The sequence below is a fragment of the Streptomyces sp. BHT-5-2 genome, assembly GCF_019774615.1.
Classification (GTDB): domain Bacteria; phylum Actinomycetota; class Actinomycetes; order Streptomycetales; family Streptomycetaceae; genus Streptomyces.
The window spans coordinates 2631724-2658373 of the sequence record NZ_CP081497.1; the positions used below are offsets into that span (position 1 = coordinate 2631724).

The 26650-nt window shown below is 70.1% G+C and carries 21 protein-coding genes and 1 pseudogene; 8 read left to right on the top strand and 14 right to left on the bottom strand.

Translation table 11 applies throughout. The features are described from left to right. Window positions 1-170: 170 nt before the first annotated feature. Window positions 171-3230, top strand: a complete 3060-nt coding sequence (locus K2224_RS39315; protein ID WP_221911861.1) for a BTAD domain-containing putative transcriptional regulator — start codon at window positions 171-173, stop codon at window positions 3228-3230. 527 nt (window positions 3231-3757) lie between these two features. Here the strand turns inward: K2224_RS39315 and K2224_RS39320 are convergent. The 5 genes from K2224_RS39320 to K2224_RS39340 all read right to left on the bottom strand — a co-directional run bounded on the left by K2224_RS39320 (window position 3758) and on the right by K2224_RS39340 (window position 10197). Further along, complete coding sequence (locus tag K2224_RS39320) at window positions 3758-4648, bottom strand: tetratricopeptide repeat protein (protein WP_260693846.1); 891 nt, start codon at window positions 4646-4648, stop codon at window positions 3758-3760. 583 nt (window positions 4649-5231) lie between these two features. Continuing rightward, window positions 5232-6659: an amino acid permease gene (locus K2224_RS39325; RefSeq protein ID WP_221911862.1), complete on the bottom strand. Its 1428-nt coding sequence runs from the start codon at window positions 6657-6659 to the stop codon at window positions 5232-5234. Window positions 6660-6710: 51 nt separating this feature from the next. After that, the gene (locus K2224_RS39330) at window positions 6711-8228 is read right to left on the bottom strand and encodes an MFS transporter (RefSeq protein WP_221911863.1); all 1518 of its coding nucleotides are present in this window, start codon (window positions 8226-8228) and stop codon (window positions 6711-6713) included. Between the two features lie 57 nt (window positions 8229-8285). Beyond that, window positions 8286-8846, bottom strand: coding sequence for a flavin reductase family protein (locus tag K2224_RS39335; RefSeq protein WP_260693847.1), 561 nt, complete (start codon window positions 8844-8846; stop codon window positions 8286-8288). A gap of 130 nt (window positions 8847-8976) precedes the next feature. Continuing rightward, on the bottom strand, window positions 8977-10197 hold the full coding sequence (locus K2224_RS39340) for an acyl-CoA dehydrogenase family protein (protein WP_260693849.1): 1221 nt from the start codon (window positions 10195-10197) through the stop codon (window positions 8977-8979). Between the two features lie 357 nt (window positions 10198-10554). On the opposite strand from K2224_RS39340, the gene K2224_RS39345 reads away from it, so the two are divergent. Beyond that, a complete protein-coding gene (locus K2224_RS39345) occupies window positions 10555-12003 on the top strand; it encodes an aminotransferase class V-fold PLP-dependent enzyme (RefSeq protein WP_221911864.1) in 1449 nt (482 codons plus the stop codon). Window positions 12004-12027: 24 nt separating this feature from the next. Here K2224_RS39345 and K2224_RS39350 read toward each other — a convergent pair whose 3' ends face one another. Both K2224_RS39350 and K2224_RS39355 read right to left on the bottom strand, forming a co-directional pair. Then, complete coding sequence (locus K2224_RS39350) at window positions 12028-12705, bottom strand: response regulator transcription factor (protein ID WP_221912283.1); 678 nt, start codon at window positions 12703-12705, stop codon at window positions 12028-12030. Window positions 12706-12941: 236 nt separating this feature from the next. Beyond that, entirely contained in the window at window positions 12942-13520 is a 579-nt protein-coding gene (locus tag K2224_RS39355; protein WP_221911865.1) for a TetR/AcrR family transcriptional regulator, read from the bottom strand. A 220-nt stretch (window positions 13521-13740) separates the two neighbouring features. Between K2224_RS39355 and K2224_RS39360 the strand changes: the two genes are divergently transcribed. Beyond that, window positions 13741-15024 (top strand): MFS transporter, encoded by a 1284-nt coding sequence (locus K2224_RS39360; RefSeq protein ID WP_221911866.1) that lies wholly within the window; start codon window positions 13741-13743, stop codon window positions 15022-15024. A gap of 126 nt (window positions 15025-15150) precedes the next feature. On the opposite strand, the gene K2224_RS39365 is transcribed toward K2224_RS39360, so the two are convergent. Next, window positions 15151-16377 carry a cytochrome P450 gene (locus tag K2224_RS39365; RefSeq protein WP_221911867.1) on the bottom strand — a complete coding sequence of 409 codons (1227 nt, stop codon included), beginning with the start codon at window positions 16375-16377 and terminating at the stop codon, window positions 15151-15153. 129 nt (window positions 16378-16506) lie between these two features. Next, window positions 16507-17118, bottom strand: coding sequence for a GNAT family N-acetyltransferase (locus K2224_RS39370; RefSeq protein ID WP_260693850.1), 612 nt, complete (start codon window positions 17116-17118; stop codon window positions 16507-16509). 113 nt (window positions 17119-17231) lie between these two features. On the opposite strand from K2224_RS39370, the gene K2224_RS39375 reads away from it, so the two are divergent. Continuing rightward, complete coding sequence (locus tag K2224_RS39375; protein ID WP_221911869.1) at window positions 17232-18179, top strand: ornithine cyclodeaminase family protein; 948 nt, start codon at window positions 17232-17234, stop codon at window positions 18177-18179. 27 nt (window positions 18180-18206) lie between these two features. Here the strand turns inward: K2224_RS39375 and K2224_RS39380 are convergent, their stop codons facing one another. Continuing rightward, window positions 18207-19082: a LysR family transcriptional regulator gene (locus K2224_RS39380; RefSeq protein WP_221911870.1), complete on the bottom strand. Its 876-nt coding sequence runs from the start codon at window positions 19080-19082 to the stop codon at window positions 18207-18209. Between the two features lie 71 nt (window positions 19083-19153). Between K2224_RS39380 and K2224_RS39385 the strand changes: the two genes are divergently transcribed. The 3 genes and pseudogenes from K2224_RS39385 to K2224_RS39395 form a co-directional block, all read left to right on the top strand. Beyond that, a complete protein-coding gene (locus tag K2224_RS39385; RefSeq protein WP_260693851.1) occupies window positions 19154-20038 on the top strand; it encodes a 4-hydroxy-tetrahydrodipicolinate synthase in 885 nt (294 codons plus the stop codon). Between the two features lie 109 nt (window positions 20039-20147). Beyond that, window positions 20148-20750 (top strand): DJ-1/PfpI family protein, encoded by a 603-nt coding sequence (locus K2224_RS39390; protein ID WP_221912285.1) that lies wholly within the window; start codon window positions 20148-20150, stop codon window positions 20748-20750. A gap of 181 nt (window positions 20751-20931) precedes the next feature. Beyond that, window positions 20932-21282 (top strand): annotated as a pseudogene (locus K2224_RS39395) (IS5/IS1182 family transposase); the annotation flags it as partial. Here K2224_RS39395 and K2224_RS39400 read toward each other — a convergent pair. Both K2224_RS39400 and K2224_RS39405 read right to left on the bottom strand, forming a co-directional pair. Beyond that, window positions 21221-22009, bottom strand: a complete 789-nt coding sequence (locus tag K2224_RS39400) for an alpha/beta fold hydrolase (protein WP_221911872.1) — start codon at window positions 22007-22009, stop codon at window positions 21221-21223. The pseudogene K2224_RS39395 and the gene K2224_RS39400 overlap by 62 nt on opposite strands. A 43-nt stretch (window positions 22010-22052) precedes the next feature. Next, the gene (locus tag K2224_RS39405) at window positions 22053-22526 is read right to left on the bottom strand and encodes a GbsR/MarR family transcriptional regulator (RefSeq protein WP_221911873.1); all 474 of its coding nucleotides are present in this window, start codon (window positions 22524-22526) and stop codon (window positions 22053-22055) included. Window positions 22527-22736: 210 nt separating this feature from the next. Between K2224_RS39405 and K2224_RS39410 the strand changes: the two genes are divergently transcribed. Beyond that, window positions 22737-24017, top strand: coding sequence for a YncE family protein (locus K2224_RS39410; protein ID WP_221911874.1), 1281 nt, complete (start codon window positions 22737-22739; stop codon window positions 24015-24017). 97 nt (window positions 24018-24114) lie between these two features. On the opposite strand, the gene K2224_RS39415 is transcribed toward K2224_RS39410, so the two are convergent. Both K2224_RS39415 and K2224_RS39420 read right to left on the bottom strand, forming a co-directional pair. Then, entirely contained in the window at window positions 24115-25881 is a 1767-nt protein-coding gene (locus tag K2224_RS39415) for a serine/threonine-protein kinase (RefSeq protein WP_221911875.1), read from the bottom strand. A 263-nt stretch (window positions 25882-26144) separates the two neighbouring features. Beyond that, window positions 26145-26510 carry a hypothetical protein gene (locus tag K2224_RS39420; protein WP_221911876.1) on the bottom strand — a complete coding sequence of 122 codons (366 nt, stop codon included), beginning with the start codon at window positions 26508-26510 and terminating at the stop codon, window positions 26145-26147. Between the last annotated feature and the right edge of the window lie 140 nt (window positions 26511-26650).

Sequence of the window (26650 nt, forward strand, 5' to 3'; positions counted from 1 at the left end):
GGTCAGCTGAGGAGTACCCGCATCGTGTTCGAAATAGACCGTTCCGTAGGCGAGATGGAACGCTGGAGCGATTACCAGCCAACGCACGAGGCGACCTGGCGGCTCAGCTGACACCATGTCATCCTTTGGTCTTCGGTGAGCGGGGAGCGACCGGCGATAGGGGGGCGCTGGTGGACTTCGACATCCTCATACTGGGCTCGGTGGAACTGCGGGCGCACGAGCACCGCGACCGGCTCGGCTCCGCGAAGGAACGCCTGGTCCTCGCCGCTTTGGCGATCGACGCAGGTCAACCGGTCAGCCTCGACGCTCTCGCCCACCACTTATGGGACGACGACCCACCATCCAAGCCACGCGTCAGCCTGCACGCCTACGCCGCGCGGATCCGCCGGCGACTGCGCGGCCCGGACGGCCTGGACCACCTCATACAACACACCCACACCTACACGCTCGACGTCGAACCGGAGCGCGTCGACTACCACCGCTTCCAACACCTCGCGGCGCAGGCCCGGGCACTGACGGACAGCGGCGACGACGAGCGGGCCCTCGCCCTGCTGAAGGAAGCGGACGCCACCTGGCGAGGCGAAGCACTCGCCGGACTGAGGGGATGGTGGGCGGACAGCACACGAGCGGCCCTCGGCGAGCAACGCCTCGCGGCCACTTTGAACCGCATCGACATCGAGATGCGCAGGGGCCACTTCGCCGAACTCGTAGCCGAACTGACCACCCTGGTCGAACACCACCCGACCGACGAGACCCTCGTCGGACATCTGATGGTGGCCAGTTACGGCTGCGGACGCCAGGCAGACGCCCTGCGCGCCTACGAGGCAGCCCGCCGCCGGCTGCGCAACGAGCTCGGCACCGACCCCGGAGAGAGCCTGACACGCCTCCACCAGCTCATCCTGCGACACGCACCCGTCGACGACCTCTTCACCGGCCGGCGTCCCACGGCCGCCCGACCCGTGCCCAACAACCTCCCCAGCCACGCCGAACTCGTCGGCCGCGAAGCCGAGATGGCACTGCTCCTCACACCCTCCTCGCAGGGGCGTGTCATCGCGTTGCAGGCAATCAGCGGAATGGGCGGCGTCGGAAAGTCCCTGCTGGCCCTGCACGCGGCACGCCAACTCGGCAAGGACTTCCCGGACGGACAACTGATGCTCGATCTACGGGCACACTCACCCGGTGCCGAACCCCTCACCCCGCAAGCCGCGCTCGTCGCACTCCTGCGCATCCTGGGCGTCCCGGCCTCCGGCATCCCACAGGGACTGGAGGAGCTCAGCTCACTGTGGCGGACCATGCTGAGCACCCGCCGCGCCCTGATCATTCTGGACGATGTCCACAGCCCCGAGCAGGTGCGCCCGCTGCTGCCCGGAAACTCACCCTCGCTGATCATCATCACCAGCCGCCGGCGGCTTTCCGGGCTGCCCGGCATCCGCTCCATCGTGCTCGACGTGCTACCCCTCGACGACGCCACCGCACTCTTCGTCCGGCTGGTCGGAGCGGAACGCGCCAACGACCCCCATGACGTCGCGACGATCGTGCGCCTGTGCGGGCAGCTGCCCCTCGCTCTCGAACTGGCCGCCGGCCGTCTGGCCTCCCGGCCTTCATGGACGACCGCTCACCTGATCCAACGACTGTCCCGCGGAGAGGGCCGACTCGCCGAATTCCACGACTCCTACGAGGAGATCGCCCGCACCTTCGAGATGTCCTACGTCGCGCTCACCGCGGCACAGCAGTCCGCCTTCCGCGCACTCAGCCTCCACCTCAGCCAGGAATTCGGCCTCCACGCCGCCACCGCCCTCACCGGCCTGCCACTGCACAAGACCGAACGTGTCCTGGAAGCACTGCTCGACTCGCACCTCCTCCAGGAGCCCGCACCGGACCGGTTCCGTTTCCACGACCTGCTCGGCGAATACGCCCTCACGCTCGCCCGCACGGAGGACACCCCCGACCAGCGCGCCCGCTCCGTCACCCGCCTCGTCGACTTCTACCTGCACGCGGTGGACCACGCCGATCGACTGATCTATCCGCGCCGGCACCGCCTCGGCATCCGGCACTCCGCGGAACCGTCACCGCTTCCCCGCTGGTCCAGCGTCCAAGAGGCCAAGAGCTGGCTGGCGGCCGAGCGCACGGCCCTGGTCGCCGCCGAACGCCATGCGCGGACCCATGGACACCCGCGAACGGCCGCCAGGCTCGCCCACGCCCTGGCGGGATTCCTGGACGGCGAGGGCTACTGGACAGAGGGGGAGCGGATGCACCAGTACGCGGTGGAGTACTGGCGCACTACGGAGGAACCCCAGCCGGAGGCCCGGGCGTTGATCGACCGGGGCTCCACGCTGTCGCACTCCGCACAGTACCCACAGGCCGTCGAATGCGCAGAACAGGCCGTGGTGTTGGCACGCAGCACCGGAGACACCGCGGCCGAAGTCGAGGCGATCCATCTCCTCGGAGTGATCCACTGGCACCGAGGGCAGCTCGAAGCGGCGCTCCGGATGCAGCACACGGTATTGGAACTGCGCAAGGACCTCGGTGACCGCTTCCAGATCGCGCGGTCGCAGAACAACCTCGGGATCACTCACCTGTTCCTCGGCCAGCACGAGTCGTCCAAGGAGAACTTCGAGGCCGCCCTCAAGGGATTCCGCGAAGTGGGCGACTCCCAGGAGGAGTCACGAGCACTGAACAACCTGTCGGACCTCCACCTCGCCCTCGGAGACCGCGACTCCGCCCTCCGCACCCTGCAACGCTCCCTCGACATCAGCATGGCCAGCGGAAGCCGGTCGGACCAGGCCGTCATCCAACTGACCCTCGCCTCCGCCCTGGAGCTCCCCGGCGACCTGGACAAGGCACTGGACCTCTACCGCCAGGCACTGTTCTCCTTCCGGCAACTGGGCGACCGAAGGAACGAGTGTCTGGCACTCCATGGGATCGGTGAGGCATTCCGGGCTGCCGGACGCAACAACGAGGCAGTCGTCCACCACCGCGGCGCACTCGATCTCGCCAACACCATCGGGGCGGCACACGAGCAAGCCCAGGCCATGCGATGCCTGGGCCTCGCCGAGACCGGCCTGGGCAACCTCCGTACCGGAACCGCCCATCTGGAGGCGGCAGTCACCCTCGCGACGCAACTCCACGACCCGGAGGAGAAGAGAAAGAGCCTCGATGCACTGGCGAGTATCCGGGGTTCGGAACAGCGTGTCGTATCGGAGAGCCCCACCGACTCGACACCTGAATGATCAATTAGGTTGATCCACAAGGGAGGTGTTCTCATGCTCACATGAAGAAAACGATCTACCTCGCCACCATGGTCCTCGTGGCCCTCGCCTGCATCCCCTCGGTCACCTACGGGGGTTCGGACACTACGACGACCAGCACACGGAGTGTCTCGGCGTAACTCCCCGCGCAGCACGACGCCCCGCGTCAGCCGCCCCGTCCGCCACCCTCTGCGAGGTGGCCCGCGGCTGGCGCAGTGGGGCCACGGCCGAGCCCACTGCACGCGCAACTGATCTTTCCCACAGTCTGGTTTGGTCAGCCCCAAGGACTCGCCTGCGCTCTCGCCGCAGCCTTCCATCGGCACCGGAGCGAATCGATGGTGGAGCCGGTCCCGAAGACCGTTCTTCGTCTGCTTCCCTGAAGCCTGGAAGTCCTGAAGCCAGGGCTTGGCAAGGTGCTTCGCCGACTGGCTCGACTGCCCGGCTGCAGCAGCGCTCCGCAGAGGGACAACATCAGCGCGGAGGTGGGACATCGCGGCCGCACGGAGCCGTCAGGCCCCGCCCCCGTGGTCGTCGCCGTCGTCGATGCGGGCGAGCAGTGCCCGGGCCTCCGCGACGCGAAAATGCTGAGTGCCGAAGGCTGCCAGGGCCTCGTCGTGAGCAGCCACGGCTCGGGCACGGGCGTCGCTCTTGCGGCCCAGCCCCAGAAGGGCTGTGGCCTCGATCAGCCCGCTCGCACCGTTCCCGGGGTGTCCCGGCCCGTCGGACAGGTCCCGGCGCAGTTCGTCGGCACGCCTCACCTCGGCGAGAGCCTCTTCGTGGCGTCCCTGGCCGTTCAGGCTGCTCGCCAGGCCGAGCCGCAGGACGGCGAGGAGCGGACCCGTGACGCGGGGGTCGGCCAGGGGCCCGTACGCGAGGGTGCGGGACGCAAGCGTTTCGGAGGCGAGAGCCTCGGCTTGCGCATATCGTTCCTGCCCGTTGAGAGCGTAGATCAGGCCGTGACGGGCGGTACCGGCCAGGAGCGTCATCGCCGTGCCTGAGCTACGGTCCGCGATGTGGGCGACGGCTGCGCACTCCGCCTCGGATTCGGTATACCGGGCGACCAAGGCCAGTGCATGGGCGCGCTGCACGCGCAGGTTCAAAGTGTCTGGGCCGTCGGCGCCGAAGGCTTCGACGAAGACTGGCAGCACTGCATCGAACTCAGTGAGAGCCTCGGCGTGGCGCCCTTGGGAGTTCATGGCTCTCGCAGCCAGGTTTAACGCCAGCGCCGCACCCACGTTGTCACGACGACGAGACCGGGCCGCGGCGACGGACCGAGCCTTGGCCTCAGCCTCGACATGACGCCCGTCCCGGTCCAGGGCTCGGCCCGGAGCCAGGGCCGAGAGAGAGCGTTGCATCTGCCGCTGCGGGTCGTCCCAGCGGAGCCATCGGCGGAGATTCATGCCCAAATCATAGGAAGGCCGCAAACGTCCATCTAATGCGCCCATCCCTGGATGACACCACGCTGACCGGCCGGCCAGCGCCGGGCATCTCCCGTAGTAGACCCACGTCATCGCCGGCATCGCCCGAGCGAATCCGAAGGGCAGCGCCACCTCCTCGGGGGCACTACGGGAAACCAGGAGCCCGTTGGGATGAACACAGTGATGGCCAGGGGGTTGTCATCAGCCGGCCGACAGGCCGGTATTCATCGCAGAGGCAGATCACGAACAGCGGTCCGCGTCGTGTCGGGTTCGCCGAAGGCCCCGCCGGGCAAGGCGGCGATGCCATGCGCATCGAGCAGGGTCGCGGCCAAGTCGGTGCCAGTGAGGACGCCATGGCTGCGGAGAACTTCGCGCCGGCAGGGCCCGGGATGCGGCCTCCAGGCTCGGGAAGTCCTGGCCAGATGCCTTCATCGGTCACCGCCAAGTGGTCCGCCAGGGTTCGCCCGGCAGCCACGACGCCGGCGGGGAAACCGCCCCGGACCCGCCGCCGAGCCCCGTGGCCGGGAAAGCCTGGGCGGTCGTGTGCCCCAACGTGTACGGCGCCTCAGGTGGTGTGTGCTGCGCGGAGGCGGCGCACCCAGCGGCGGGCCCCGTAGGCCGCCAGTACGGTTGCCAGGCTCGTCAGGCTCAGGAGGAGTTGGGGGCGGGTGGTGGGGAGGAGGGCCATGGAGAGCAGGATGGCCAGGAGGGCGGCGATGGTCAGCCAGGTGAGGTAGGGGTAGGCCCACATGCGGAAGGTCAGGCGGTGGGGTTCGGTGCGTTCGGCGCGGGCGCGGAGGCGTAGTTGGGAGACGGCGATCGTGATGTAGAGGAAGATCAGCACGGCTCCGGTGGAGTCGAGGAGGAAGCCGAACGTCCGCTCCGGTTGGAGGACTTGGGCGCCGATGGACGCGTAGCCCATGACCGTGCCGAGGAGGATGGCCCGGGTGGGGGTGCCGCGGCGGTTGGTGTGCGCGAGGCTGCGCGGCGCTTCCCCGTGTCGGCACAGGGTGGTGAGCATGCGCGACGAGGCGTAGAGGGTGGAGTTGAGCACCGAGAGCAGGGCCGCGAGGATGACCGCGGTCATGACGGTTCCGGCGAACGGGATGCCCATCCGCGTCATGGCGACGGCGTAGGGGCTCTCCGGGCCCACCAGGGTGTCCCACGGCACGATCGCCACCACGAGGAAGATCGAGCCCAGGAAGAAGAGGAGCACTCGCCAGAACACCTGACGGGTGGCTTTGGTGACGGCCGTGCCCGGGTCGGGGCTCTCGGCCGCGGCGATGGTGACGATCTCGGTGCCGCCGAACGCGAAGATGACGACCACCGTCGCGGCCAGGGCGGCACCGGGACCGTTGGGGAGCAGGCCCCCGTGATCCACGAAGTGACTGAGGTGCGGGCTGCCGTCGCCGGGCCAGAAGCCGCAGACATACGCGGCGCCCAGGGCCAGGAACCCCAGGATCGCGGCGATCTTGACGATCGCCAGCCAGAACTCGACGCTGCCGAACGAGCCGGCGGAGACGAGGTTCACCACGGCCATCGCGGTGAGCAGCAGCACGCTGACCGCCCAGTCCGGCACCGCGGGCAGCCAGTCGTGCACGATCCGGCCGCCCGCGATGGCCTCGATGGCGACGATGGCGACGAACGCGTACCAGTAGAGCCAGCCGATGGTGAACCCCGCCCAGTCACCGAGGGCCAGGCGCGCGTAGTCGGCGAAGGAGCCGGACATCGGGCGGGTGACGACCATCTCGCCCAGCATCCGCATGACCAGGATCACCAGCAGACCCGCGAGCGCGTAGGAGAAGACCGCGGCCGGGCCGGCGCTGTGGATGGTCTGCGCACAGCCGAGGAAGAGGCCGGTGCCCACCGCGCCGCCCAAAGCCATGAGGGTGAGGTGCCGTTGTTTCAGGGCGCCTCCCTCGGGCACCGGGCTGTCCGGCACATGGCTGCGGTCGGGTGCGTCCGCCGGTCGTCCGGATGCGGCCACGGTCATGCTGTCTCCCCCTGGGTGGATGCTCATGGGCGGGTGCTCATGGGCGGATGCTCAACGAGCAGTCCGGACGGTTTCCGGTTGAGCTGCCCCGGCGGGTGTCGCCCCGGCGGGCCCTTCGGTGTCGGGCACGCGGCGGCTGTTCCGGAAGTTGGCGCAGATCAGGATCATCAGGACCATACCTGCGGCCGCCGCGAGCACCGCCGCGCGCACCCCGTCGCTGGTGGCGGTGCGCAGCTCCTCGCCGGTGAGTCCGCGGGTGCCGGCGTTGGCGAGGGCGACGAGGACGGCCAGGCCGACGGCGCTGCCGACCTGCTCACCGGTGCTGGCGATACCGGACGCGATGCCCTGGTCGCCCTCGTCCACGCCGGTCATCGCCGCCGCGTACATCGTCGTGTAGACGACGCCCTGGGCCAGGCTGAGCAGGCTCAGGCCCGGCAGGATCGCGGTGAAGGAGGCGTTGGGGGAGAGCGACAGGGCGAAGGCGACCGTTCCGCCGACACCCAGGACGAGGCTGCCGACGAGGGTGGCGCGCATCCCGAAGCGGGTGGCCAGCCGACCGCCGACGGCCGTACCGACGAGGACCCCCGCGCAGGGGACGACGAAGGCGATGCCGGTCTGCATGGCGCTGAAGCCGTGCACGTTCTGGAAGTAGAGGGTGAGGAAGTACGCCAGCACCCCGAAGGTGGCCATGAACGTGAAGGTGACGGCGGTGCCGGTGCTGAGGTTGCGGTTGCGGAACAGCCGCAGGGGCATCAGCGGGTTCCGGCCCCGCCGCTCGATCGCCAGGAAGGCCAGCAGGAGCACGATCGCCGCGGCACCGCTGATCAGGACGGTGGGGGAGGCCCAGCCGGACTCCGGCCCCTGGACGAGCGCCAGCACGAGGAGGGTGGCCCCCGCGGTGCCGGTCAGGGTGCCGTACAGGTCGAACTCGGCGAACACCCCGCCGCGTCGGAGGGCCCCGTCGGCCGGGATCAGCGGAACGGCCAGCGCGATGCCGAGGGCGGCGAGCGGGACGTTGACGAGGAAGACGGCCTCCCAGCCGAACGCCTCGGTGAGCACCCCGCCCAGCAGCGAGCCGAGCACCATCCCGCACCCGGCCGCCCCGCCCCAGACGGACAGCGCCCGGTTGCGTTCTGGGCCCTCGGCGAAGAGGGAGGTGACCAGGGAGAGGGTGGCCGGAGTGAGGAAGGCGCCGCCGACACCCTGCCCGGCCCGGGCGGCCACGAGCAGCCCGGGCGTGGTGGCGAGCGCGCCGGCGAGCGAGGAGACCGCGTACAGCACGAGGCCGAGGGTGAACATCCGGCGCCTGCCGAAGAGATCGCAGGCCCTCCCGCCGAGCAGCAGGAAGCCACCGAAGGCCACCGTGTAACCGCTGACCACCCACTGCAAGGTCTGGGCCGTGAAGTCGACGTCGGCGGCGATCCCGGGGAGCGCCACGAACACGATGTTGTAGTCGAGGCCGATGATCAGGTGGGCGAATGCCAGAAGGGCGAGGGTCAGACGGGTCCGACGGCCGCCCGGCGCCGCCGGCGGGGCGTCGGCGCGGGCGTCATGGAGTGCGGAGGACATCGTGGCGTTCCTTGCGGGAGGGCCGGGAGGGGTGGGAGACGACGGCGGCCGGGCGGGTCAGGCCGCGGCGGCGGGCCAGGAGGCGAAGGTGCGCATCCCGTAGAGCAGCGGGTCGGCGTCCTCGGGGCGGTCCTGTTGGACGCGGAAGATCTCGCCGAAGATCACCTCGTGGTCGCCGACGCGCAGGGTGCGGGAGACCCGGCAGTCCGCGACGGCGTGCGCGTCGCGCACCAGGTGCGGGCCGCCGAACTCCGCGGAGTTGGCCCACTCCACGGCGTCGAAGCGGTCCGGGTCACCGGAGGCGAACAGCGTGGCGGCCGAACGGGCCCCGGCGTGCAGCAGGTTGACCGCGAAGGCGCCCCGCTCCAGCACGCTCTCCAGCGTCCGGCTGCTGCGGTTCAGGCAGACCAGCAGGGTCGGCGGGTCGAGCGAGACGCTGCTGACCGAGGAGACGGTCAGACCGCGGGGCGTGCCCTCGGGGCCGCCGGTGGTGACGACGGCGACGCCGGTCGGGAACGTCGACATCAGGGCGCGGAACTGCGCCGGCGCGATGGTCGTGGCGGGGGCGGTGGTGGCTTCGTGGCTCATGGGGGCGGTGAGCGTGGTGGTGTCCGTCATGACGGGGTTCGCATCTCCTCATGGATGTCATGGATGTCATGGGTGCCGTGAATGTCGTTGATGTTGATGTCGTGGCGGCGGTGGTTCCGCCGGCCCGGGCCGGGCGTCGGTCGAGCCGCGCGCCCGCCGGTCACCACAGCAGGGTCTTCTGCGGGATCTGGCCGCCCAGCAGCAGCTCTCCGGCCGCCTTGAGGTTCTGCACCCCGGCGTCCACGTGCTGGCTCATGGTGCTGACGTCCCGCAGCCAGCGGTCCATCGGCGACCGCTTGCGGTAGATGGCCGATCCGCCCACGAGGGTGTAGAGCCGGTTGACGATCGACCGGGCGACCTCGAACGCCTTGTAGCGCGCCAGCGCGGTGGCCACCCGCTCGTCCGGCGTCGGCTGCTCGCCGCGCTCCAGCCGGGCCCACTGCTCCGCCAGGCTCGTGTACACCGCGTAGCGGGCCGCGGCGAGGTCCGCCTCCGCCTCGGCGATCGCGGTGGTGAAGCGGTAGTGCGCGGACCACGGGGTGCCGGTGGCCTTGTCGGTGCGCGTGGCCGCGAGATCGCGGACGTGGTCGAGGGCGGCCCGGGCGACGCCGAGCGGAACCCCCGGCATGGTGCGGAGGATGGCGTCCGGCCCCGCGTGCAGGGTCCCGGCGCGGCGCGGCTCCAGCAGGCTGAAGGCGTGCTCCTCCGGTACGAACAGGTCCTCGGTGGAGTAGTCGCAACTGCCGCTGCCGGCAAGGCCGGTGGTGTACCAGCTGTCGTGGACGGTGAAGTCCTCGCGGCGGGCGATCACGATCCGCCAGTGGACCCCGTCGCCGTCGGGGGCCGCCTCCGGCGCCCCGTCGCGGTGCACCACGCAGCCGGCGAGCAGCAGGTCGCTGTGGGTCATACCGCTGCCGAAGTGCCACTTGCCGCTGACCCGGAAGCCGCCGGGGACCCGCTCGGCCCGCCCGGTGGGGTTCACGAAGCCCGCCGTGATGGTGTCCAGGCGGGGGAAGAGGGCGCGGGCCACCGTGTCGTCGAGGTAGCCGGAGAAGATCCCGGAGTCGGAGCCGATCATCGCGCACCAGGCGGCCGAGGCGTCTCCGGTGGCGATGGCCTCGATGACCTCGGTCTGCTGAACGGACGTCATCTCCGGACCGCCCCAGGAAGCGGGCGCCGCTATCCGGAACACACCGGTGTCGCGCAGGATTTCCACCACGTCACGCGGCAACTGCCGATTCTGCTCGATCTCTTCGGCGCGTTCCCGCAGCACGGGTGCGGCCTTGCGGGCGCGCTCCAGAATCTCCTGCGCATCGAGCCGGTCCTCGTCGGAGATGGCCCGGGACAGGACGGCGGCGGGCATGCCGGTGGCAGTGCTCATGAATTCACTCCGGTATCGGTGAAGAAGAAAGGAATCGGGCCGGGCGCACGGGAATTCACATGCGCTCACTGAAACGTCGGGAAAGTTGAAACGGCAGGAAAGCAGTCGCGGCCCGATCGACAACCAAAGGCTATTTCCGGGCGGCGGGGCGCCGCATCCCTCCCCGGCCAGCAATTCCGGATACTCCCCGGGGATACACTTTCGCCCCTCGTGTCACCCTGGGGAGACAGTTGCACGAGCGTTGCCGAGGTTCCTGTACACCCAAAGTTGACACTGCCGCTCGTGCCCTTCTGAGCTGCGTCTTTGTGGACTTTCTCCGGGGCGGCCGGACGCATTCGCGTCGCTACGATGCGGGGCATGCGTGAATACCCGTTGGAACCCAGTGGCTCCGAGATGCGCGCCATGAGCGAGGCGGCGATGCTCGTCGTCGAGCAGTTCGTCAACGACCTCCCCGAGGCGCCCGCGAAAGACCTTGAAGGCGCGTTGGAGTTGGCCGAAGAACTCCGCGAGGCGGCACCGGAAAACGGCACCTCCTTCGAGGGTCTGCTCAACACCGTCGCGGTCGGCTCGCAGAAGGCGGTCAACAACTCGGGCCCCGGTTTCATGGCCTACATTCCGGGCGGCGGACTCTATGTGTCGGCGCTCGCCGACTTCCTCGCGGCCGGCTTCAACCGATACGTCAGCCTGGCCGCGAAAGCCCCCGCGCTGGCCCAGATCGAGGCGACCGTGCTCCGCTGGCTCTGCGACCTGTTCGACTATCCGCCCGAGGCCCGGGGAGTACTCACCTCCGGCGGATCGATGGCGAACTTCTCCGCCGTCATAACCGCCCGAAAGGCGAAGCTGGGCGAGGACTTCGCCACCGGTGTGCTCTACACCTCCGAGCAGTCGCACGCCTCCTGCGCCAAGGCCGCCTACCTCGCCGGCTTCCCCCGGGAGCGCATCCGCCTGGTGCCGACGGACGAACGCCTGCGGATGGACGCGGACGCGCTGACCGCCATGATCGAGGCGGACCGGGCGGCGGGCCTGCGGCCCTTCATGGTCACCGCCTCGGCCGGCACCACCAACACCGGCTCCGTCGACCCCATGGCGCGCATCGGCGAGGTGGCCCGGGCCCACGACATGTGGTTCCACGTGGACGCGGCCTACGGAGGCCCGTTCCGCATGACCGAGTACGGCCGACGGCTGTTCCAGGGCATCGAGTCGGCCGACTCGATCACGCTCGACCCGCACAAGGCGTTCTTCATCCCGTACGGCACCGGTGCGCTGATCGTGCGCGAGGGATCCCGGCTGCGCGCGGCCCACCACGTGGAGGCCGACTACCTCCAGGACACCGACGGCCTGGACGAACAGATCCCCAGCGCATCGGAGTACGGCATGGAGCTGTCCCGCGACTTCCGCGGACTGCGCCTCTGGCTCCCGGTGAAACACCACGGACTGGCCGCGTTCCGAGAGGCACTGGAGGAGAAGCTGGAGCTGGCCCGCTACCTCTACGACGAGCTGCGCACGACCCCGGGCTTCGAGGTGCCCCTGGACCCGGACCTCACCGCCGTGCCCTTCCGCTACCTGCCCGAGCGCGGCGACCCGGACGCCTTCAACCGCCGGCTCCTGGAACGGATCAACGACTCCAAGCGCGTCTTCCTCTCCAGCACCCTGCTGGACGGCCACTTCATCATCCGGGCCTGCATCGTCTCGCACCGGACGCACCGGGACCGCGTCGAGGAGGCGGTGCACATCATCCGCTCCGCGGTGCAGGACCTGCTCGCCCTGGACGCCACCGCGCCGCAGGAACAACCGGTGGCGCCGTGAGCCCGGTGGCCCCCTGGCGGAGGTTCAGGGGGCCACCGGCACACAGGCATGTGCGGCGAGCCCGCTCTCGACCGCCACCAGCGCCAGCTGCACCCGGTCACGGGCACCGAGCTTGGCCATGATGCGGCTGACATAGGTCTTGGCGGTCAGCGGGCTGAGGCTCAGCCGCTGCGCGATCTCGGAGTTGGTGAGCCCCTCGCCGATGAGGGCGAGTACCTCGCGCTCCCGGTCGCTCAGCTCCGCGAGCGCCGGGCGATCGATGGTGGAGCCGTCGGACAGGCGGGGAACGTACCGCTCGATGACCTTCCGGGTGTGCCACGGATTGAGGAACGAGGCGCCCGCGGCGGTCGCGCGAATGCCCTCCAGCAGCTGCGCGGGCTGGGTGTCGACGGGCAGGAAGCCGGCCGCGCCCATCGCCAGCGACTTGAAGAGGTGGTCCTCGTCGTCGTGAATGGTCAGCATCAGCACCCGGACGTCCCGCAGCGCCGGATCGCCGGTGATCTGCCGGGTCGCCTCCAGACCGTCGGGCTCGCGCAGATGGGTGTCCATGAGCACGACATCAGGCGCGGTGCTGCGCGCCAGTGCCACGACGGACTCCCCGTCGGCGGCGTCGCCGACCACCTCCATGTCGGGAGCGGAGGAGACGAGCAGGCAGAATCCGGCGCGGGCGGCCGCGTGCGCATCGGCGACGAGGACGCGGATCTTTCCCGGCTCACGGACCGTTCCCGGCCCGTGGCCCGCTCTCGGTTCCCTCTGGCTGGACAAGGTCGACCCCCTGCGTACGACTGCATCCGTCTGACCCAGGGGTGTCCGTCCCGGGCTGTTCTACGATCAACCTTACCCTCGGGATTCCACGGATTACGAGCCTAATCGGTCAGAAATGTTGCAATTCATTGCCGATCACGCTTTGGAGCCTTGTGAACCAAGGGACTCCCTCGCTATTCGGTGGGGAGGAGTTCGCGCAGCATGGCCTCGAAGTCCGCGACCGCCGTGGGCCCGTCGCCGAGCAGTGCCTTCAGCAGCAGGCCGTCGTAGGCGTGGGTGAAGAGGGTGATCCGGAGCCGGTCGTCGGTGAAGAGCCGGGCGAAGTCGGCGAGCGTGGCCGTCCAACGGCCGGTGGCGTCACGGAGTTCCGGGCGCCGGGCCGCGCGCAGGCACAGCTCGAACTCGGCCAGGAGGTGCGCCCGGTCGGCGAGCTGGTCGGCCATGAACAGTGCCAGTCCCCGGATCTTGTCGGTGCCGTCGGCGGCCGGGGGCGCCTCGATCAGCTCCCGGATGCACGCGGAGTCGGCGTCCATGCAGCTGGTGAGAGCCGCGGTCAGCAGCGCGTCGATGCTCTCGAAGTAGTAGGTGGTCGCCGTGGTGGGCAGGCCGGCTTCCTGGGCGACCGTTCGATGGGTGGCGCCGGCGGCGCCGTCCCGGGCGACCACCCGCACCGCGGCCTCCAGCAGGGCCCGCCGTCGGCGAGCGCCCTTGGCCTTGCGTCCGTCGGTGATGGGCTCGTCGGGGATCGACATGTCGGCGACTCTCCTGACTGGGGATGGGCGCCAGCACCATAACCCGGCCCGTCGGCACGTCGTCGCCACCGGTCCGGCTTCCCCGTCCAAGAAACTGGGACTATAGTCCCAGTTGTTGTTCGCCGCCCGCTCGGTGCCCTCACGCACGGCACGCGGCGGCAGGAACGCCCCTGACTGTTGCCACCGCCCGCACGGGATCACCCCAACCACTGGACGAACCATGGCAAACCCCTACAGCGAAATCTTCTCCGCCCCCGGCGCGAAAGCGTTCAGCGCCGCCGGCCTCCTCGCCCGACTTCCCCTGCCCATGACCCACATGGGCATCCTGACGATGCTCTCCGAGACGACCGGCCAGTACGCCCTGGCCGGCCTGGTGGCGGGCACCTTCACCTTCTCCATGGCCTTCCTCGGACCACAGGTCTCCCGGATCGTCGACCGCCGCGGGCAGGGCCGCGTACTACCGGTCGCCACCGGAATCAGCGTGATCGCACTGGGCGCCCTACTCCTCTGCGCCACCACCGGCGCCCCCACCTGGACCCTCTTCGTCTTCGCCCTGCTGTCCGGCCTGATGCCCAGCATGGGCGCGATGGTGCGCGCACGATGGACGGAGATCTACCGCGGACGCCCACAGCTGAACACGGCCTACTCCATGGAGTCCGTGGTCGATGAACTGACCTACGTCATCAGCCCCGCACTGGCGGTGACACTGTCCACGGCACTGTTCCCCCAGGCCGCGCCCATCGCCGCGGCCGTCCTGCTGGCCGTCGGCGTCGCACTGTTCGTACCGCAGAAGCGCACCGAACCCCCCGTCAAGCCGCGCACCGAGACGACCAGCGGCGCACCCGTGGTCTTCTCCGCCCCCGTACTCATGCTCGCCCTCACCCTCCTCTTCGGAGGCGCCATCGCCGGCATGGTCGACACCATGGGCCTGGCCTTCGCCGAACAGCAGGGCAACAAGGCGCTCTCCGGCCTCGTCTTCGCCGTCTACGCCCTCGGCTCCGGCATCTCCGGCCTCGCCTTCGGAGCCCTGAAACCACGCATCCCGCTCCCGCGACTGCTGGTCGTGGGCGTGACCGGAACCGCCCTGACCACCCTGCCCTTCCTGCTCGTCGGCAACATCGCGGGCATGGCCGCCGTGGTCTTCGTCGCCGGAGTCTTCTTCGCCCCGACGATGGTGGTGATCATGGGCATCGTCGAGCGCACCACCCCCGAGCACCAGCTCACCGAGGCCATGACGTGGATGATCGCCGGCCTGCAGAGCGGCGTCGCACTCGGCGCCGCGGTCTCGGGAGTCGTCGTCGACGCCCACGGCACCCGCTGGGGCTTCGCCGTCGCCATCGCCGCCGGCGCCATCGCCCTCCTCCTCGCCGTCACCAGCGCCCCCATGCTCCACCGCCGACTCGCGCGGCGGGAGGGCCTCCCCGCCGGCGACCGGAGCCACCACGGCGATCAGGATCCCCACCCCGCCGAGCCGAACCGCCCCCAGGTGCCCTCGGGCAACTGACGACGCCAGGCACGCGTGCGGCGGGCCCGACCGAGGTCGGGCCGCCGCACGCCTCCCAACGGCCGCCCAGACAGCGCCGACGAGCGGAACACCCGCAGGCGCAAGGGCCGAGGCCGGTGGAGAAGGTCACACGTCCCAGGCGACCGGGAGGCTGTGCACCCCGAAGACGTCCGCGGACTCGGAGTGCAGGACGATCTCCTCGGGCGGTACGTCCAGACGCAGCGTGGGAAAGCGGTTCACCAGTGCGGGGAAAGCGACCCGCATCACCACGCGGGCCAGCTGCTGACCCGGGCACTGGTGTCTGCCGTGGCCGAAACCCAGATGTCCGACGGCCGGCCGCTCGATGTCGAGCGTGTCGGGTCGGGGGAAGCGCTCGGGGTCGCGGTTGGCGGTGTGGAGCGACGGGATGACCGTGGTACCGGCCGCGATGGTCTGGCCGCCCAGTTCGATGTCCTCCGACGCGATTCTCACGAAGGTCTTGGCAACGGAGAGATACCGCATCAGTTCCTCGACCGCCTTGTCGGCGATCGTGGGATCGGCGTGCAGCGCGGCCCACTGCCCGGGGTGGCTCAGCAGGGCAAAGGTGCCGAACGCCAGCATGTTCGAGGTGGTGTCGAGCCCGGCTGCCAGCAGAAGAAAGCTGGCTCCGGTCAACTCCTCGTCGGTCAGCTCGCTGTCGGCCAGATCGCCGAGCACGTCGTCGGTGCGGTGGGCGCGCTTGGCGGCCACCAGCTGCGCGAGGTACTCCCGGAGCGCGATGTAGCCGGCCAGCTGCTCCTCCGCACTCGCATCCCCGTTGAAGAGCGCTGCGGCCTGCTCCTTGAAGGAGCCCCGGTCCTCGTACGGCACCCCCAGCAGCTCGCAGAGCATGATCGCGGGTACGGGCTCGGCGAACGCCGTCACCAGGTCCGTCGGCGGCCCGGCCTTCTCCATGAAGTCCAAATGGTCGGCGGTGACCTGCTCGACGCGCTCGGTGAGCATACGCATCCGCCGCACCGTGAACTGACCTGCCAGCAGCTTCCGGTACCGGCTGTGCTCCGACTCGTCCATGAAAGTGAACTCGCCGGGTGCCGCCGGAGGAATCTCGACATCGCTGATGTCCACGTACGAACCGAGTGTGAGCTCCCGGCTGCACACGAACCGTGAATCGGCCAGCACCGACCGGACCAGGTCATAGCCGGTGACCAGCCAGCCCTGGCGTCCACCGGGAAAGAGGCACCGGCTGATGGGACCGTGCCGATGCGCACGGATCAGCTCCTCGGGCGGGTCGAAGGGACATCCGGGCCGGCGCTCCACCGACAGCACGCTGACGGTGTGTACGGGCTCTGCTTCGTCTACTTCGTTCGAATCCATCACGGGCGGCTCCCAACCAGCGGCTGCGTGAGCGCTACATGCTGGCATCGGCCGGCGCGCCGATCTCGGAGCCATGCCGCCGACACCGCCGCCAGTAGCCCACCAGGTCCTATGAGACGTTCCGGCGCGTCATGGACCTGAACGGTCGGACGTCAGCTGCCGGCCGGCGGTGCCAGGTTGCGCGACGAGGGCATGGAGATGCTCGTCGTGCAGCCGTCCGTCGCCGAACCGCTTGGCCATGCGCAAGGTGCCTTCGAGGTCGAACCCGGCCTTCTGCGCCACCCTGCACGAGGCGGTGTTCTCCACACCGTGCGTCAGGACGACGCGGCTGAGTCCCAGCTCGCTCAGGGCCCAGCCGACGACGCAGCGGACGGCGGCCGTGGCGACACCCTGACCACGGGTCCAGCGGGCTATGCGGTACCCCACTTTGGCCTGTGCGTTGACTTGGTCGATGCCGTGCAGGGAGATGTTCCCGGCGTAGCGCCCGCCGGGGCCGTGCCCGTGCACGGGCCTGTACACGATGGAGAACGTCGCATGGCTGCCGTCCGACCAGTCGGCGCCGGCCAGGCAGTCCTCGATCGCGGAGGCATCGTCGGTGATCTGACAGCGGGGGTTCCACATGCGCACGTCCGAGTCGAGGCCGAGTTCCAGGACTGCGGGACTCTCGGCCACGCTCGGGGGACGCAGGAGCAAGTGATCTGTCGTCAAGGTGATGAGCTGAAACGGGAGTTGTAGAGGCATCCCTGAAGCATGCCAGTCTCCCCGGCCGCTCGGTCGCTCGGCCGCAGGCAGTCCCGGCAGCGAAGCTCGACGTTCGGCGCCGACCGCCGGGCCATCTGTGAAACCCTCACGCCATGACCCGGATCCTGACCCGCACCGATCTCCTGGAGTTGCTCAACCCCCACGACTGCATCCAGGCACTCCGGCAGGGCTTCGCGACAGCCCCGCACGGCACGGTATCGGGCCGGCGGGTACGCACCGAGCTTCCCTTCCCCGGCACCGCCACGGCCCTGCTGCCCGGGCTGCTGCCCGGCACCGACGCCTACACAGTCAAGGTCAATGCGAAGTTCCCCGGCGCCGCCCCGGCGTTGCGGGGTGTGATCTGTCTGCACAGCGGCCGGGACGGCGCCCTGCTGGCGCTCCTCGACTCGGCCACCGTCACCGCCTGGCGCACCGGCCTCGCCGCAGCCCTGGCCACCGACCTGATCGCCGGACCGGTCGGCGACGGTGACCACACGATCGGCGTGATCGGCGCCGGAGCACAGGCCGAACTGACCCTCCAGGGACTGCGCACGCTGCGCTCGTGGAGCCGCCTGGTCGTCCACGACACCGATGAGCGGCGCGCGGCCGACTTCGCCGAGCGGCACGGCGGTACCGTGGCGGCCACACCCGGGCAGGTCGCCGCCGAGGCGGATGTCGTGCTGCTGGCCACCTGGTCGCGCCAACCCGTACTCCACGCCGGCGATCTGAGGCCAGGTCAGCATCTGACCACGCTCGGGGCCGACGAGCCCGGCAAGCAGGAACTCGCCCCCGAAGCCCTCACCCGTGCCCGGCTGATCGTCGACGACGTCGCCCTCGTCGCGGCGCACGGCGCCCTCGCCAACGCCGGCCTGCCCGGCACCACGGCCGCGGCCTGCCTGGGCGAGGTGATCCGCGGTGACGCCCCCGCCCGCTCCCACAGTCAGGAGATCACCGTCTACGCCCCGGTCGGTCTGCCCTGGCAAGACCTGGCTCTGAGCTGGCCGGCCTACCAGCGGGCCGAGGCCACCGGAACCGGAACGACCCTCGACCTCCTGTCCTGAACCCGCCGCCTTTACGGCCCGGCACCCTCACCCGAGTTCTGGCGGGAGGGTCATGCGGAGGGCAGCGGTGACGGTGGCGACGGCCGGATGGTTGTCCGCGCCCGCGCGGTGGACGGTGCGGGTGCGGCGGGACATCGCGAGCCGGGTGAGGCTGAGGCCCGCTGGTGGGGCGGTGGCGCCGAGGTGGGGAACGAGAGCGACGCCCTGGCCGAGGGCGACCAGAGCCAGGACGGTCTCGAAGTCGTCGACCTCGTGCCGTACATGAGGGGTGAAGCCGGCTGCCTGGCAGGCTCGCATCGTCATGGTGCGGCAGAGCCTGCCGGGCGGCGCCGTGATCCACGGGCTGGTGACGTGTTCGGCCAACGAGCCCGGTGCGCGGGCGGCCAGGTACATCGGTTCGGTGAACAACTCCTCTCCGGTCAGGCCGGGCTGCGGCTCGGCCGGGACGAAGTCGTACTCGTGCACCAGGGCCAGGTCGAGTTCCCCGGCTCGCAACGCGGCGGCCACACCGGCCGGATCGACGTCGATCACTCTCGCCTCCAGCGCGGGATGTTCGCGGGCGAGCGCGGCCAAGGCGGCCGGAATGATCGCGCGGGTCGCGGACGGGTAACTACCGATCCGTACCGGACCGGCCAACCCCGAGCGAACGGCGGCCAGTTCGGCATCCGCCCGTTCCAGGCGCTCAAGCAGGTCCTCGGTGTGCCGGACCAGGTTCTGCCCGGCCGGGGTCAGCGCGACCCGGCGGCCGGTGCGCTTCAGCAAGGACACTCCGGTCTCGCGCTCCAGCACGGACAGTTGCTGGGAAACCGCGGACGGGCTGAACGAGAGCGCCTCGGCAACGGCGGCGATGGTGCCCCGGTGCGCGAGTTCCCGGAGCAGACGCAGACGGCGGACATCGAGCATCAGCTCAGCTTACGAGCACCATCGAGAATGCGCGCTGGACCTGTCGAGTACCGCTCGCCATGCTCGAACACATGGAACTGCAAGGCATTTACGTACCGCTGGTGACACCGTTCGCCGCGGACGGGGCGGTCGCGCTGGACGCGTTGGAATCACTGGCCCACTCGGTGCTGGCGGACGGCGCGGCCGGACTGGTCGCACTCGGCACCACGGGGGAGCCGGCCACGCTCCTGCCCAACGAGAAGCGGCAGGTGGTCGAGGTCTGCGCCCGGGTGTGCCGGGAACACCGGGCGACACTGATCGTAGGCGCCGGGGGCAGCGACACCAGACAGAGCGCCGCGGCGCTCGACGAGCTGGCGGGCGTCGCGGACGCCGCGCTGGTCCCCGTACCGCCGTTCGTCCGGCCCTCGGAGGACGGTGTGCTCGCACACTTCGCCCACCTCGCGGAGCGGAGCCCGGTACCGCTGGTGATCTACCACATCCCGCACCGGACCGGCCAGGCACTCGGCGGAGGCACCCTGCGCCGACTGTGCCGGATGCCCGGGATCGTCGGGGCCAAGCTCGCGACGGGCTCGGTGCTGGACCAGGACACCGTCGAGCTGTTGGGCGACCTTCCCCCTGGCGTCGCCGTACTGGCCGGGGAGGACGCCTTCCTCGTCCCGCTGCTCGGCCTCGGGGCGGCCGGCGGGATTCTCGCCTCGGCCCACCTGGCCACCGCGTCCTTCGTCGAACTGCTCGATGACTGGGACAAGGGGAACCTGGCGCACGCCCGACCCCTCGGCCACCGGCTGACGGCACTGGCCCAGGCCGTCTTCTCCGAACCCAATCCGGCGGTGGTCAAGGCAGTACTGGCAGCTCAGGGGCGCATTCCGACACCGGCGGTCCGACTGCCGTTGCTACCCGCGAGCGACGCGGCAGCGACACGGGCACTGGCACGCCTCAGCGCACTCGCCGAATGAGACCGGTACCGGCACCGATGTCGGCACCAGTATCGGCGACGACAGGCAGGGGAGTGCCGCAAGGCACCGCGGGGGCGCCGGACGGGAGGGGGTCTGATTGGATCGCGGCATGATCAGCGAAGACGCACGGAAGATCGGGATCCTGCTGTTCCCCGACGTCGAGGAGCTCGATGCCGTCGGTCCATGGGAGGTCCTGTCGTACTGGACACGCAACTTCGCCGAGGACGGATGGCAGGTGTTCTGTTTCTCCGCCGACGGCAAGCCCGTGACCTGCGCGAAGGGGCTCACCATCCAGGCTCATCACGCGACCGCCGACATGCCGGCCCTGGATGTGCTGCTCCATCCCGGCGGCCGAGGCACTCGTCCTCAGCTCGCTGACGAAACCCACCTGGAATGGGTCCGGTCCCAGCGGCGATCGGTTCCGCTGATGACGAGTGTCTGCACCGGCTCACTGGTCTTCGCGGCGGCCGGGCTGCTGGCAGGGCGAGCGGCCACCACACACTGGGCGTCGTTGGACCGGCTCGCGGAGCTCGACCCGACCATCGACGTGCGGGCCGACGAGCGGTTCGTCGACGAGGGCGACGTGGTCACCTCCGCGGGGATCTCCGCCGGCATCGACATGGCACTGCACCTGGTTGCCCGACTGGCATCGCCGGAGCGCGCGCGTGAGGTGCGACGCGGCATCCAGTACGACCCGCAACCACCGGTGTGAGCCGACTGCACTGCACTCCTCACGCAACTCCGGTAGCCATTGCCTCAGGATGAGTTCGGCGGACACTTGGCGGTGAGCGAGCGCAATCCTCAACCCTGGCTGGTCGACGACGAGTTGTGGTCGAGAAGCGAACCGCTGCAGCCAACCCTGCCGCGCTGACATCGACCCGCATCCGGGCGTCCAAGGGCGGCCCAAAACCGGACGGAGCCCGGTCGACCGAGGACGTCCGGGCTCCACACACCACGTGATCCGCGAAGCCATCGGCATCCCGTTGACCGTGCCCCTCGCCGGCGGCAACCGCAACGACGTCACCCAGCTCGTGCCGCTGTCAGCGGCGATTCCGCCCATCCGCGGCTACGACCAGGACTGCTACCGCCGACAGGTCTGGGCGAAGGGCATCAAGCCGGTCATCGCCCGGCGGGGCAGTGCCCACGACTCCGGCCTGGGAACCGAGCGGTGGGTACCTGGCATCACGCGCAAAGGCGTCCTGTGCCCGCCGTCTGCTCGACGACGCTTGCGATGGCCGAGGCGATGAGGTCCGGCGACTGAGCGAGGATCCGGACGTGGTTGGCGGGCGCCGTCGTGAAGGTCGACACGTAGCGTCCGGCCTGCTCGGCCGTGGCCGCGGAGGCGCGCAGCGTGGCCATCTCCTGGGCCGAAGCGCCGGAGTGGCCGCCGGTGCCGAGAACGAACGCCGCGGGGCAGGTCAGCGTCGCGAAGTCCGCTTCGAGGGTGCCGTTGACCTCATCCAGCTCGATGACCACGTCGGCGGCCTGAGCCGGCGTCATGCGGGCGGAACGGCCCAGGAGTGCAGCGAGCCGCATCAGCGGGCCGAGTCGGCGGAACTGCGTGCGCACTCGCTGTTTGCCGGCGTCGTCGAACATCGAGATCGGGAAGCCGCCGTCGACGAGCACCAGACCGCTGATCTCGCCCGGGTGCTGTGCTGCGTAGCGGACCGCGGTGGTCGCGCCGTGCGACCAGCCGACCAGTACCGGGCGCTCGACGCCGGTCGCGGCCATCACCCGGCCGACGTCGTCCACGGTCGCCCGGAACGAGTAGTCGGCCGACCTGCCCGACTTGCCGCGGGCCCGGGCGTCGTACCGGACCGTACGGTGCGCGTCGGCCAGGCGCTGGATGACGCGGTCCCAACAACGCAGCGTGGCGAAGCCGCCGTTGACGAAGACCAGGGGAGGGGCGCCGCCGGAGGCGTCGACGGCGTGCAGGTGGGTATCGCCGGCCGGAATCGTAAGCGTAGACATCGATGTGGGACCTCTCGTCGTCCGTGGAGGTGCGGTTCAGGGGTTAATCGCGCTCGCGCGGTCGGACGCGCTGGGCGTGCCATTCGTCCAGGAGCTGGGGCATGCGCTCGGCCATGAAGTCGTAGAAGGCCGCGGCCTCCTCGATGATCGAGCGCCGTTGAGTGTCCCCCTCGTCCAGCAGTCGCAGCGCCTCGCGGGCCAGTTCCGCCTGCTGCCGATAGGTCGCGCCCTCGAAGCCGGACGGCTCCAGCGCACGCGGGTCGAGACCGATGTAGTCGGCGCGCTGCCCGGCCGAACGGGTGCGCCGCACCGCGTGATGGCCGGCCAGCAGGTCGACGGCCCCGACGATCGCACTACGGCTGGCCAGCAGTCCTCCGGCGAGCTGCGCGATCGTCTGTTGCGGCGGCTGACAGACCAACAGGTAGCCCAGCACGCGCCCGGCGACCGGCGGGAAGCCGTATTCGCGAGCGTAGAAGGCTGCCATGCGGTCGGTATAGGCCAGGGTGCGGTCATCCATGGCCTCACCATGACACAGGCAACTGAGATAACACAAATTTGTGTCACCTCAGTTGTCGGCTGCCCTGGCTGCGCTTCTCGGGGCAGCGCCGTAGCTTGCGGCGGGGTAAAGGTCCTTCGGAATGGGTGGTGACCTCTGCTTTCCACAGAGAATCCACAAAGTATTCCGTCAATATCGCCGTAGTTTCCAAGGCGAGAAAGGGGAAGCGTGATGGACTTCTCAGGAAAACGGCTGTGGTCGTTGGCACTGGCTCTGACCGTGGGACTGGGCCTGTCGGCATGTGCGGCAAAGGACAATGCCCCAAGTAGCCGTACCAGCTCGTCGGCGCTCTCCGCAGCAGCCCTCCCGCCGGCCGCGTCCGCATCCGAGCCCTCGTGCCAGTCCTCGGCCGCACCGGCGCAGTCACAGCTGGGCGGTGTCCACACCGCGAGTCTGACCGTCCCGGCCCGGCCCTTCGGACTGGTCTACGCCCGGACGGGCCACATCGCCTTCGCCGCGTTGAAGACGGAACTCGGGGTGCTGTCCACAGACAGCACCCGGCCCCGGCTCCTACGCAAGATTCCGCTTCCGGCCGCCAGTGTGGGGAAGGAAGGCGCCACCGGCGTCGCCCTCACCCATGACGGACGCGAACTGCTCATCGCCGCGGGAAGCGGAGCGATCGTGGTGGACGCGGCCAAGGCTGCGGCAGGAGCACCGGGGGCCGTGCTGGGAACGCTCACCGGCACGGCCGGGACCAGCGCGATCGAGGTGACCGTCTCACCCGATGACCACTATGCCTTCGTCAGCCAGGAATACGGAGACGCCGGCACCGGCCACCGCGGCGACATCGAGGTCTTCGACCTGCGCAAGGCACTTCGCGGTGGATTCGACCAAGGCTCCCTGATCGGCAGCCTGACCTTGGGCAAAGCCGTGGTCGGCACCGCCGTCTCCCCCAACGGACGCTGGCTGTACGCGACCAGCGAGGTCGCCCCGAGCCAGGAACCGACAGCAGGCGGCAAGCACGGCGAGCTCAGCATCATCGACCTCGCCACCTTGGAAGCGACTCCACAAAAGGCCCTCCGTGGCAGCGTCCTGGCCGGATGCAACCCGGTACGGGTAGCACCCTCACCGGACGGGAAGACGGTATGGGTCACAGCCCGCAAGAGCAACGCCCTGCTCGCCTTCGACGCCGCAAAACTCACCACCGCCCCCCAACACGCCCTGCTGACCTCCGTCCAGGTCGGCACCGCCCCCGTCGGACTGACCTTCGTACGAGGCGGCAGCCGCATCATCACCGCCGACACCAACCGATTCCACACCCCAGGCGCCACCACCGGGCTGACCGTGGTCGACACCCGAGCCGCCCTCACCGGCAAACCAGCCAACCTCGGCCGCATCCAAACCGGCGCCTTCCCCCGGGAGTTCGCGCTCAGCCCCGACGCAAAGACCCTGCTCGTCTCGGACCACGACTCACACCAGATCCAAGCGATCGACACCACCACGCTGCCATAGGAGCGCCCGGCAGCAGGCGTGCTGGGTTTTGGGATTCCACCGGCAAGGTCGGCCGCAAGGGCGTCCCCGCCCCGGTCCAGGCCGGGGCCGGGCGCTTTTAACAGCGGACCGGCCAGCCGCTCTGCCGGATGATGTTGTCGGCGGACATCCAACCCGCGTTATCCGTCCCGGCGATGCGGACGTAGAGCCACTTGTGACCGTAGGAGTTCTCGACGGAGCAGTGGAACCACAGCTTCGTGCCGGACTTGGTCGCGGCCACGGAGGAGCAGACCTGATAGGGCCCCGTCAGGATGTGATGGTCGCCGGACAGGTAGCCGTACGTTCCCGGCTCCGGATCATGGTGGCTCCAGCCGCTGCAAGTCGCCGGCGCCGAACTGGGCTTGGTGGAGGGAGACGCGGACGCGCTCGGCGTAGCACTGGGCCTGGCCGACGGAGAGGCGGAAGAGGCCGTGGTGGAGGAGGGAGAGGAAGAGGCCGAAGTGGACGGGGTCCCCGCTCCCGTGGACGACGAGGCGCCGGGGGAGTTCTTGCCGCCGGGTATCGCGCCGCCGTTCGGCTGACCGCTGGCCGCCGGGACGCCGGCTCCGGGCGCCGCCTGCGGCGCGCCGTCGTCCGCGCCGTTCTCGCCGGTCAGGGCATATGTGACACCGCCTCCTGCGAGCATGACGAGGGCGGCCGCCGCCGCGATGAGGACACGACGCCGGCGTCGGCCACGGTCGACGTCGGCGATGGCACCGGGAGCGTAGCCGGCGGTCGGCACGCCGGACTGCGGGACGGCCTGTGGGACGGGTGAGGGGCCGGCCTGTGGGACGGGCGACGGGCCGGACGGTGCGTAGCCGGTGTGCGGAGGGGGCTGCGGGGGCGGCGGGGATGCCTGGTGGAACGGTGGCGCGGTACCGAATCCGGGCGGCGGCGCCGGGACGGCGGCCTGCGGAGGTGCCGGGGCGACGGCCGGGGCCGGTACAGCGGTCGGGGCCGTGGGGGCCGGCGGCACGAGGTTCGTCGCCTGGCCCGCGGCCGCCCGTTGCAGCATCTCGCGCGCCTGCTCGGCCGTGGGCCGGTTCGCCGGCTCCTTCGCCATCAGCGCCCACAGCACCGGCGCCAACGGCCCCGCGCGCCGGGGCTGCGGCAGCGGCTCGGTGACGATCGCCGACAACGTGGACCACACCGACGTGCGACGGAACGGCGAGGTGCCCTCCACCGCCGCGTACAGCGTCATGCCGAGCGACCAGATGTCCGACGCCGGGCCGGGCGCCGTGCCCTGCGCGCGCTCCGGGGGCAGGTAGTCGAGGGAGCCGACGAGATGACCGCTGTGGGTCAGCTTGGCCATGGCCTCGTCGCCGGAGGCATCCATGGTGGCGATCCCGAAATCGGTGAGCACGACCCGACCGCCGTGCTCCAGCAGCACGTTCCCCGGCTTGACGTCCCGGTGCAGTACGCCCACCCGGTGCGCGGCGTCGAGCGCGTCCATCAGCTTGGCGCCGATCGCCGCCGCCTCCTGCGGCTCCAGCGTGCCGCGCTCCGTCAGTACGTCGTCGAGCGAAGGTCCGTCGACGAGTTCCATGACGATGACCGGCAGGCCCTGTTCCTCGGTCACGTCGTGCACGGTGACCACGCCGCTGTGCCGGATTCGGGCGGCGGCCTGCGCCTCCCGCTGCATCCGGGCGCGCAGATCGAGCAGTTCGGGCGCGGAGGCATCGGTGAAGGCCCGCAGTACCTTGACGGCGACCTCGCGGTTCAGCACCTGGTCCACGGCTCGGGCGACCACGCCCATGCCGCCGCGCCCGATTGTCGCGGTCACCCGGTAACGGCCCCCGAGAACCTTGCCTATCAGCTCGTCGCCGCCCGCTTCCCCGGCCGTCACCGCACGCTCCGTTCCTTCACCGATCCCCGCTCATCGCGCGTCGCTGTTCGTCGTTCGCACCCGGGCTGTTTGTCGTTCGCACCTGGCGCCCCAGAGTAAAGGCAGGGGAGTAGGACGAGACACGGGGGTGGGAACGCGGGATCACACGGCGGTCGTGGCCGGAGCCCGAATCATCGGGTGCCCGCCGCCACCATGGTGACGTTACCGGCGCCGGGCAACGAGGCCCCGCCTTTGCGGGGGGCCAGGATTCCCCTGCCCTCGCCCTACCCCTCACACAGCGGCTGTCCGAGATGTCTGGCCGTTTCCGCGGCGTCTTTGTGGGTCAGGGCGATCACCACTGCCGTCAGGGGAAGCACCAGGCCGGCGATGACGACGAAGAACGTCGGGAGCCGGCTCTGCCAGCCGGAAACGGGCCGGAGCCCATCGCGTCGCGCGGCGCGGGAGAGCACCAGGTGAACGAGGAGCGCCGAGGCGGCCGCGAGCAGAGCTCCGTAGGCGAAGGCGAAGTGCGTCCACGGCACCGCCATATAACGGCAGGATGCCGACTGGTGGTGGATATGAGCGCTGGACAGCGCCACTGCGGTGATGAGACAGCCGATCGCGGCCAGCGAGAGCAGTGGTACCGCCACCGCTCGGACTCGCGAGCGCCGCGCGGGTGGATGCGGTCCCATGCCATTCGGTGTCACGGTTTCGGTCATCCTGCCTGTCAGTACCAATCCGGGTGCGGGCGGACGGTGCGGATGTGCTGCCGCCCCTCGGCCTTCTCCGT

Coding starts and splice junctions, on each gene's coding strand:
- K2224_RS39320 (WP_260693846.1), bottom strand. CDS start 4,648: ATGAATCTCCGCCGATGGCTCCGCTGGGACGACCCGCAGCGGCAGATG.
- K2224_RS39325 (WP_221911862.1), bottom strand. CDS start 6,659: ATGACCGTGGCCGCATCCGGACGACCGGCGGACGCACCCGACCGCAGC.
- K2224_RS39330 (WP_221911863.1), bottom strand. CDS start 8,228: ATGTCCTCCGCACTCCATGACGCCCGCGCCGACGCCCCGCCGGCGGCG.
- K2224_RS39335 (WP_260693847.1), bottom strand. CDS start 8,846: ATGACGGACACCACCACGCTCACCGCCCCCATGAGCCACGAAGCCACC.
- K2224_RS39340 (WP_260693849.1), bottom strand. CDS start 10,197: ATGAGCACTGCCACCGGCATGCCCGCCGCCGTCCTGTCCCGGGCCATC.
- K2224_RS39345 (WP_221911864.1), top strand. CDS start 10,555: ATGCGTGAATACCCGTTGGAACCCAGTGGCTCCGAGATGCGCGCCATG.
- K2224_RS39355 (WP_221911865.1), bottom strand. CDS start 13,520: ATGTCGATCCCCGACGAGCCCATCACCGACGGACGCAAGGCCAAGGGC.
- K2224_RS39360 (WP_221911866.1), top strand. CDS start 13,741: ATGGCAAACCCCTACAGCGAAATCTTCTCCGCCCCCGGCGCGAAAGCG.
- K2224_RS39365 (WP_221911867.1), bottom strand. CDS start 16,377: ATGGATTCGAACGAAGTAGACGAAGCAGAGCCCGTACACACCGTCAGC.
- K2224_RS39370 (WP_260693850.1), bottom strand. CDS start 17,118: ATGCCTCTACAACTCCCGTTTCAGCTCATCACCTTGACGACAGATCAC.
- K2224_RS39375 (WP_221911869.1), top strand. CDS start 17,232: ATGACCCGGATCCTGACCCGCACCGATCTCCTGGAGTTGCTCAACCCC.
- K2224_RS39380 (WP_221911870.1), bottom strand. CDS start 19,082: ATGCTCGATGTCCGCCGTCTGCGTCTGCTCCGGGAACTCGCGCACCGG.
- K2224_RS39385 (WP_260693851.1), top strand. CDS start 19,154: ATGGAACTGCAAGGCATTTACGTACCGCTGGTGACACCGTTCGCCGCG.
- K2224_RS39390 (WP_221912285.1), top strand. CDS start 20,148: ATGATCAGCGAAGACGCACGGAAGATCGGGATCCTGCTGTTCCCCGAC.
- K2224_RS39400 (WP_221911872.1), bottom strand. CDS start 22,009: ATGTCTACGCTTACGATTCCGGCCGGCGATACCCACCTGCACGCCGTC.
- K2224_RS39405 (WP_221911873.1), bottom strand. CDS start 22,526: ATGGATGACCGCACCCTGGCCTATACCGACCGCATGGCAGCCTTCTAC.
- K2224_RS39410 (WP_221911874.1), top strand. CDS start 22,737: ATGGACTTCTCAGGAAAACGGCTGTGGTCGTTGGCACTGGCTCTGACC.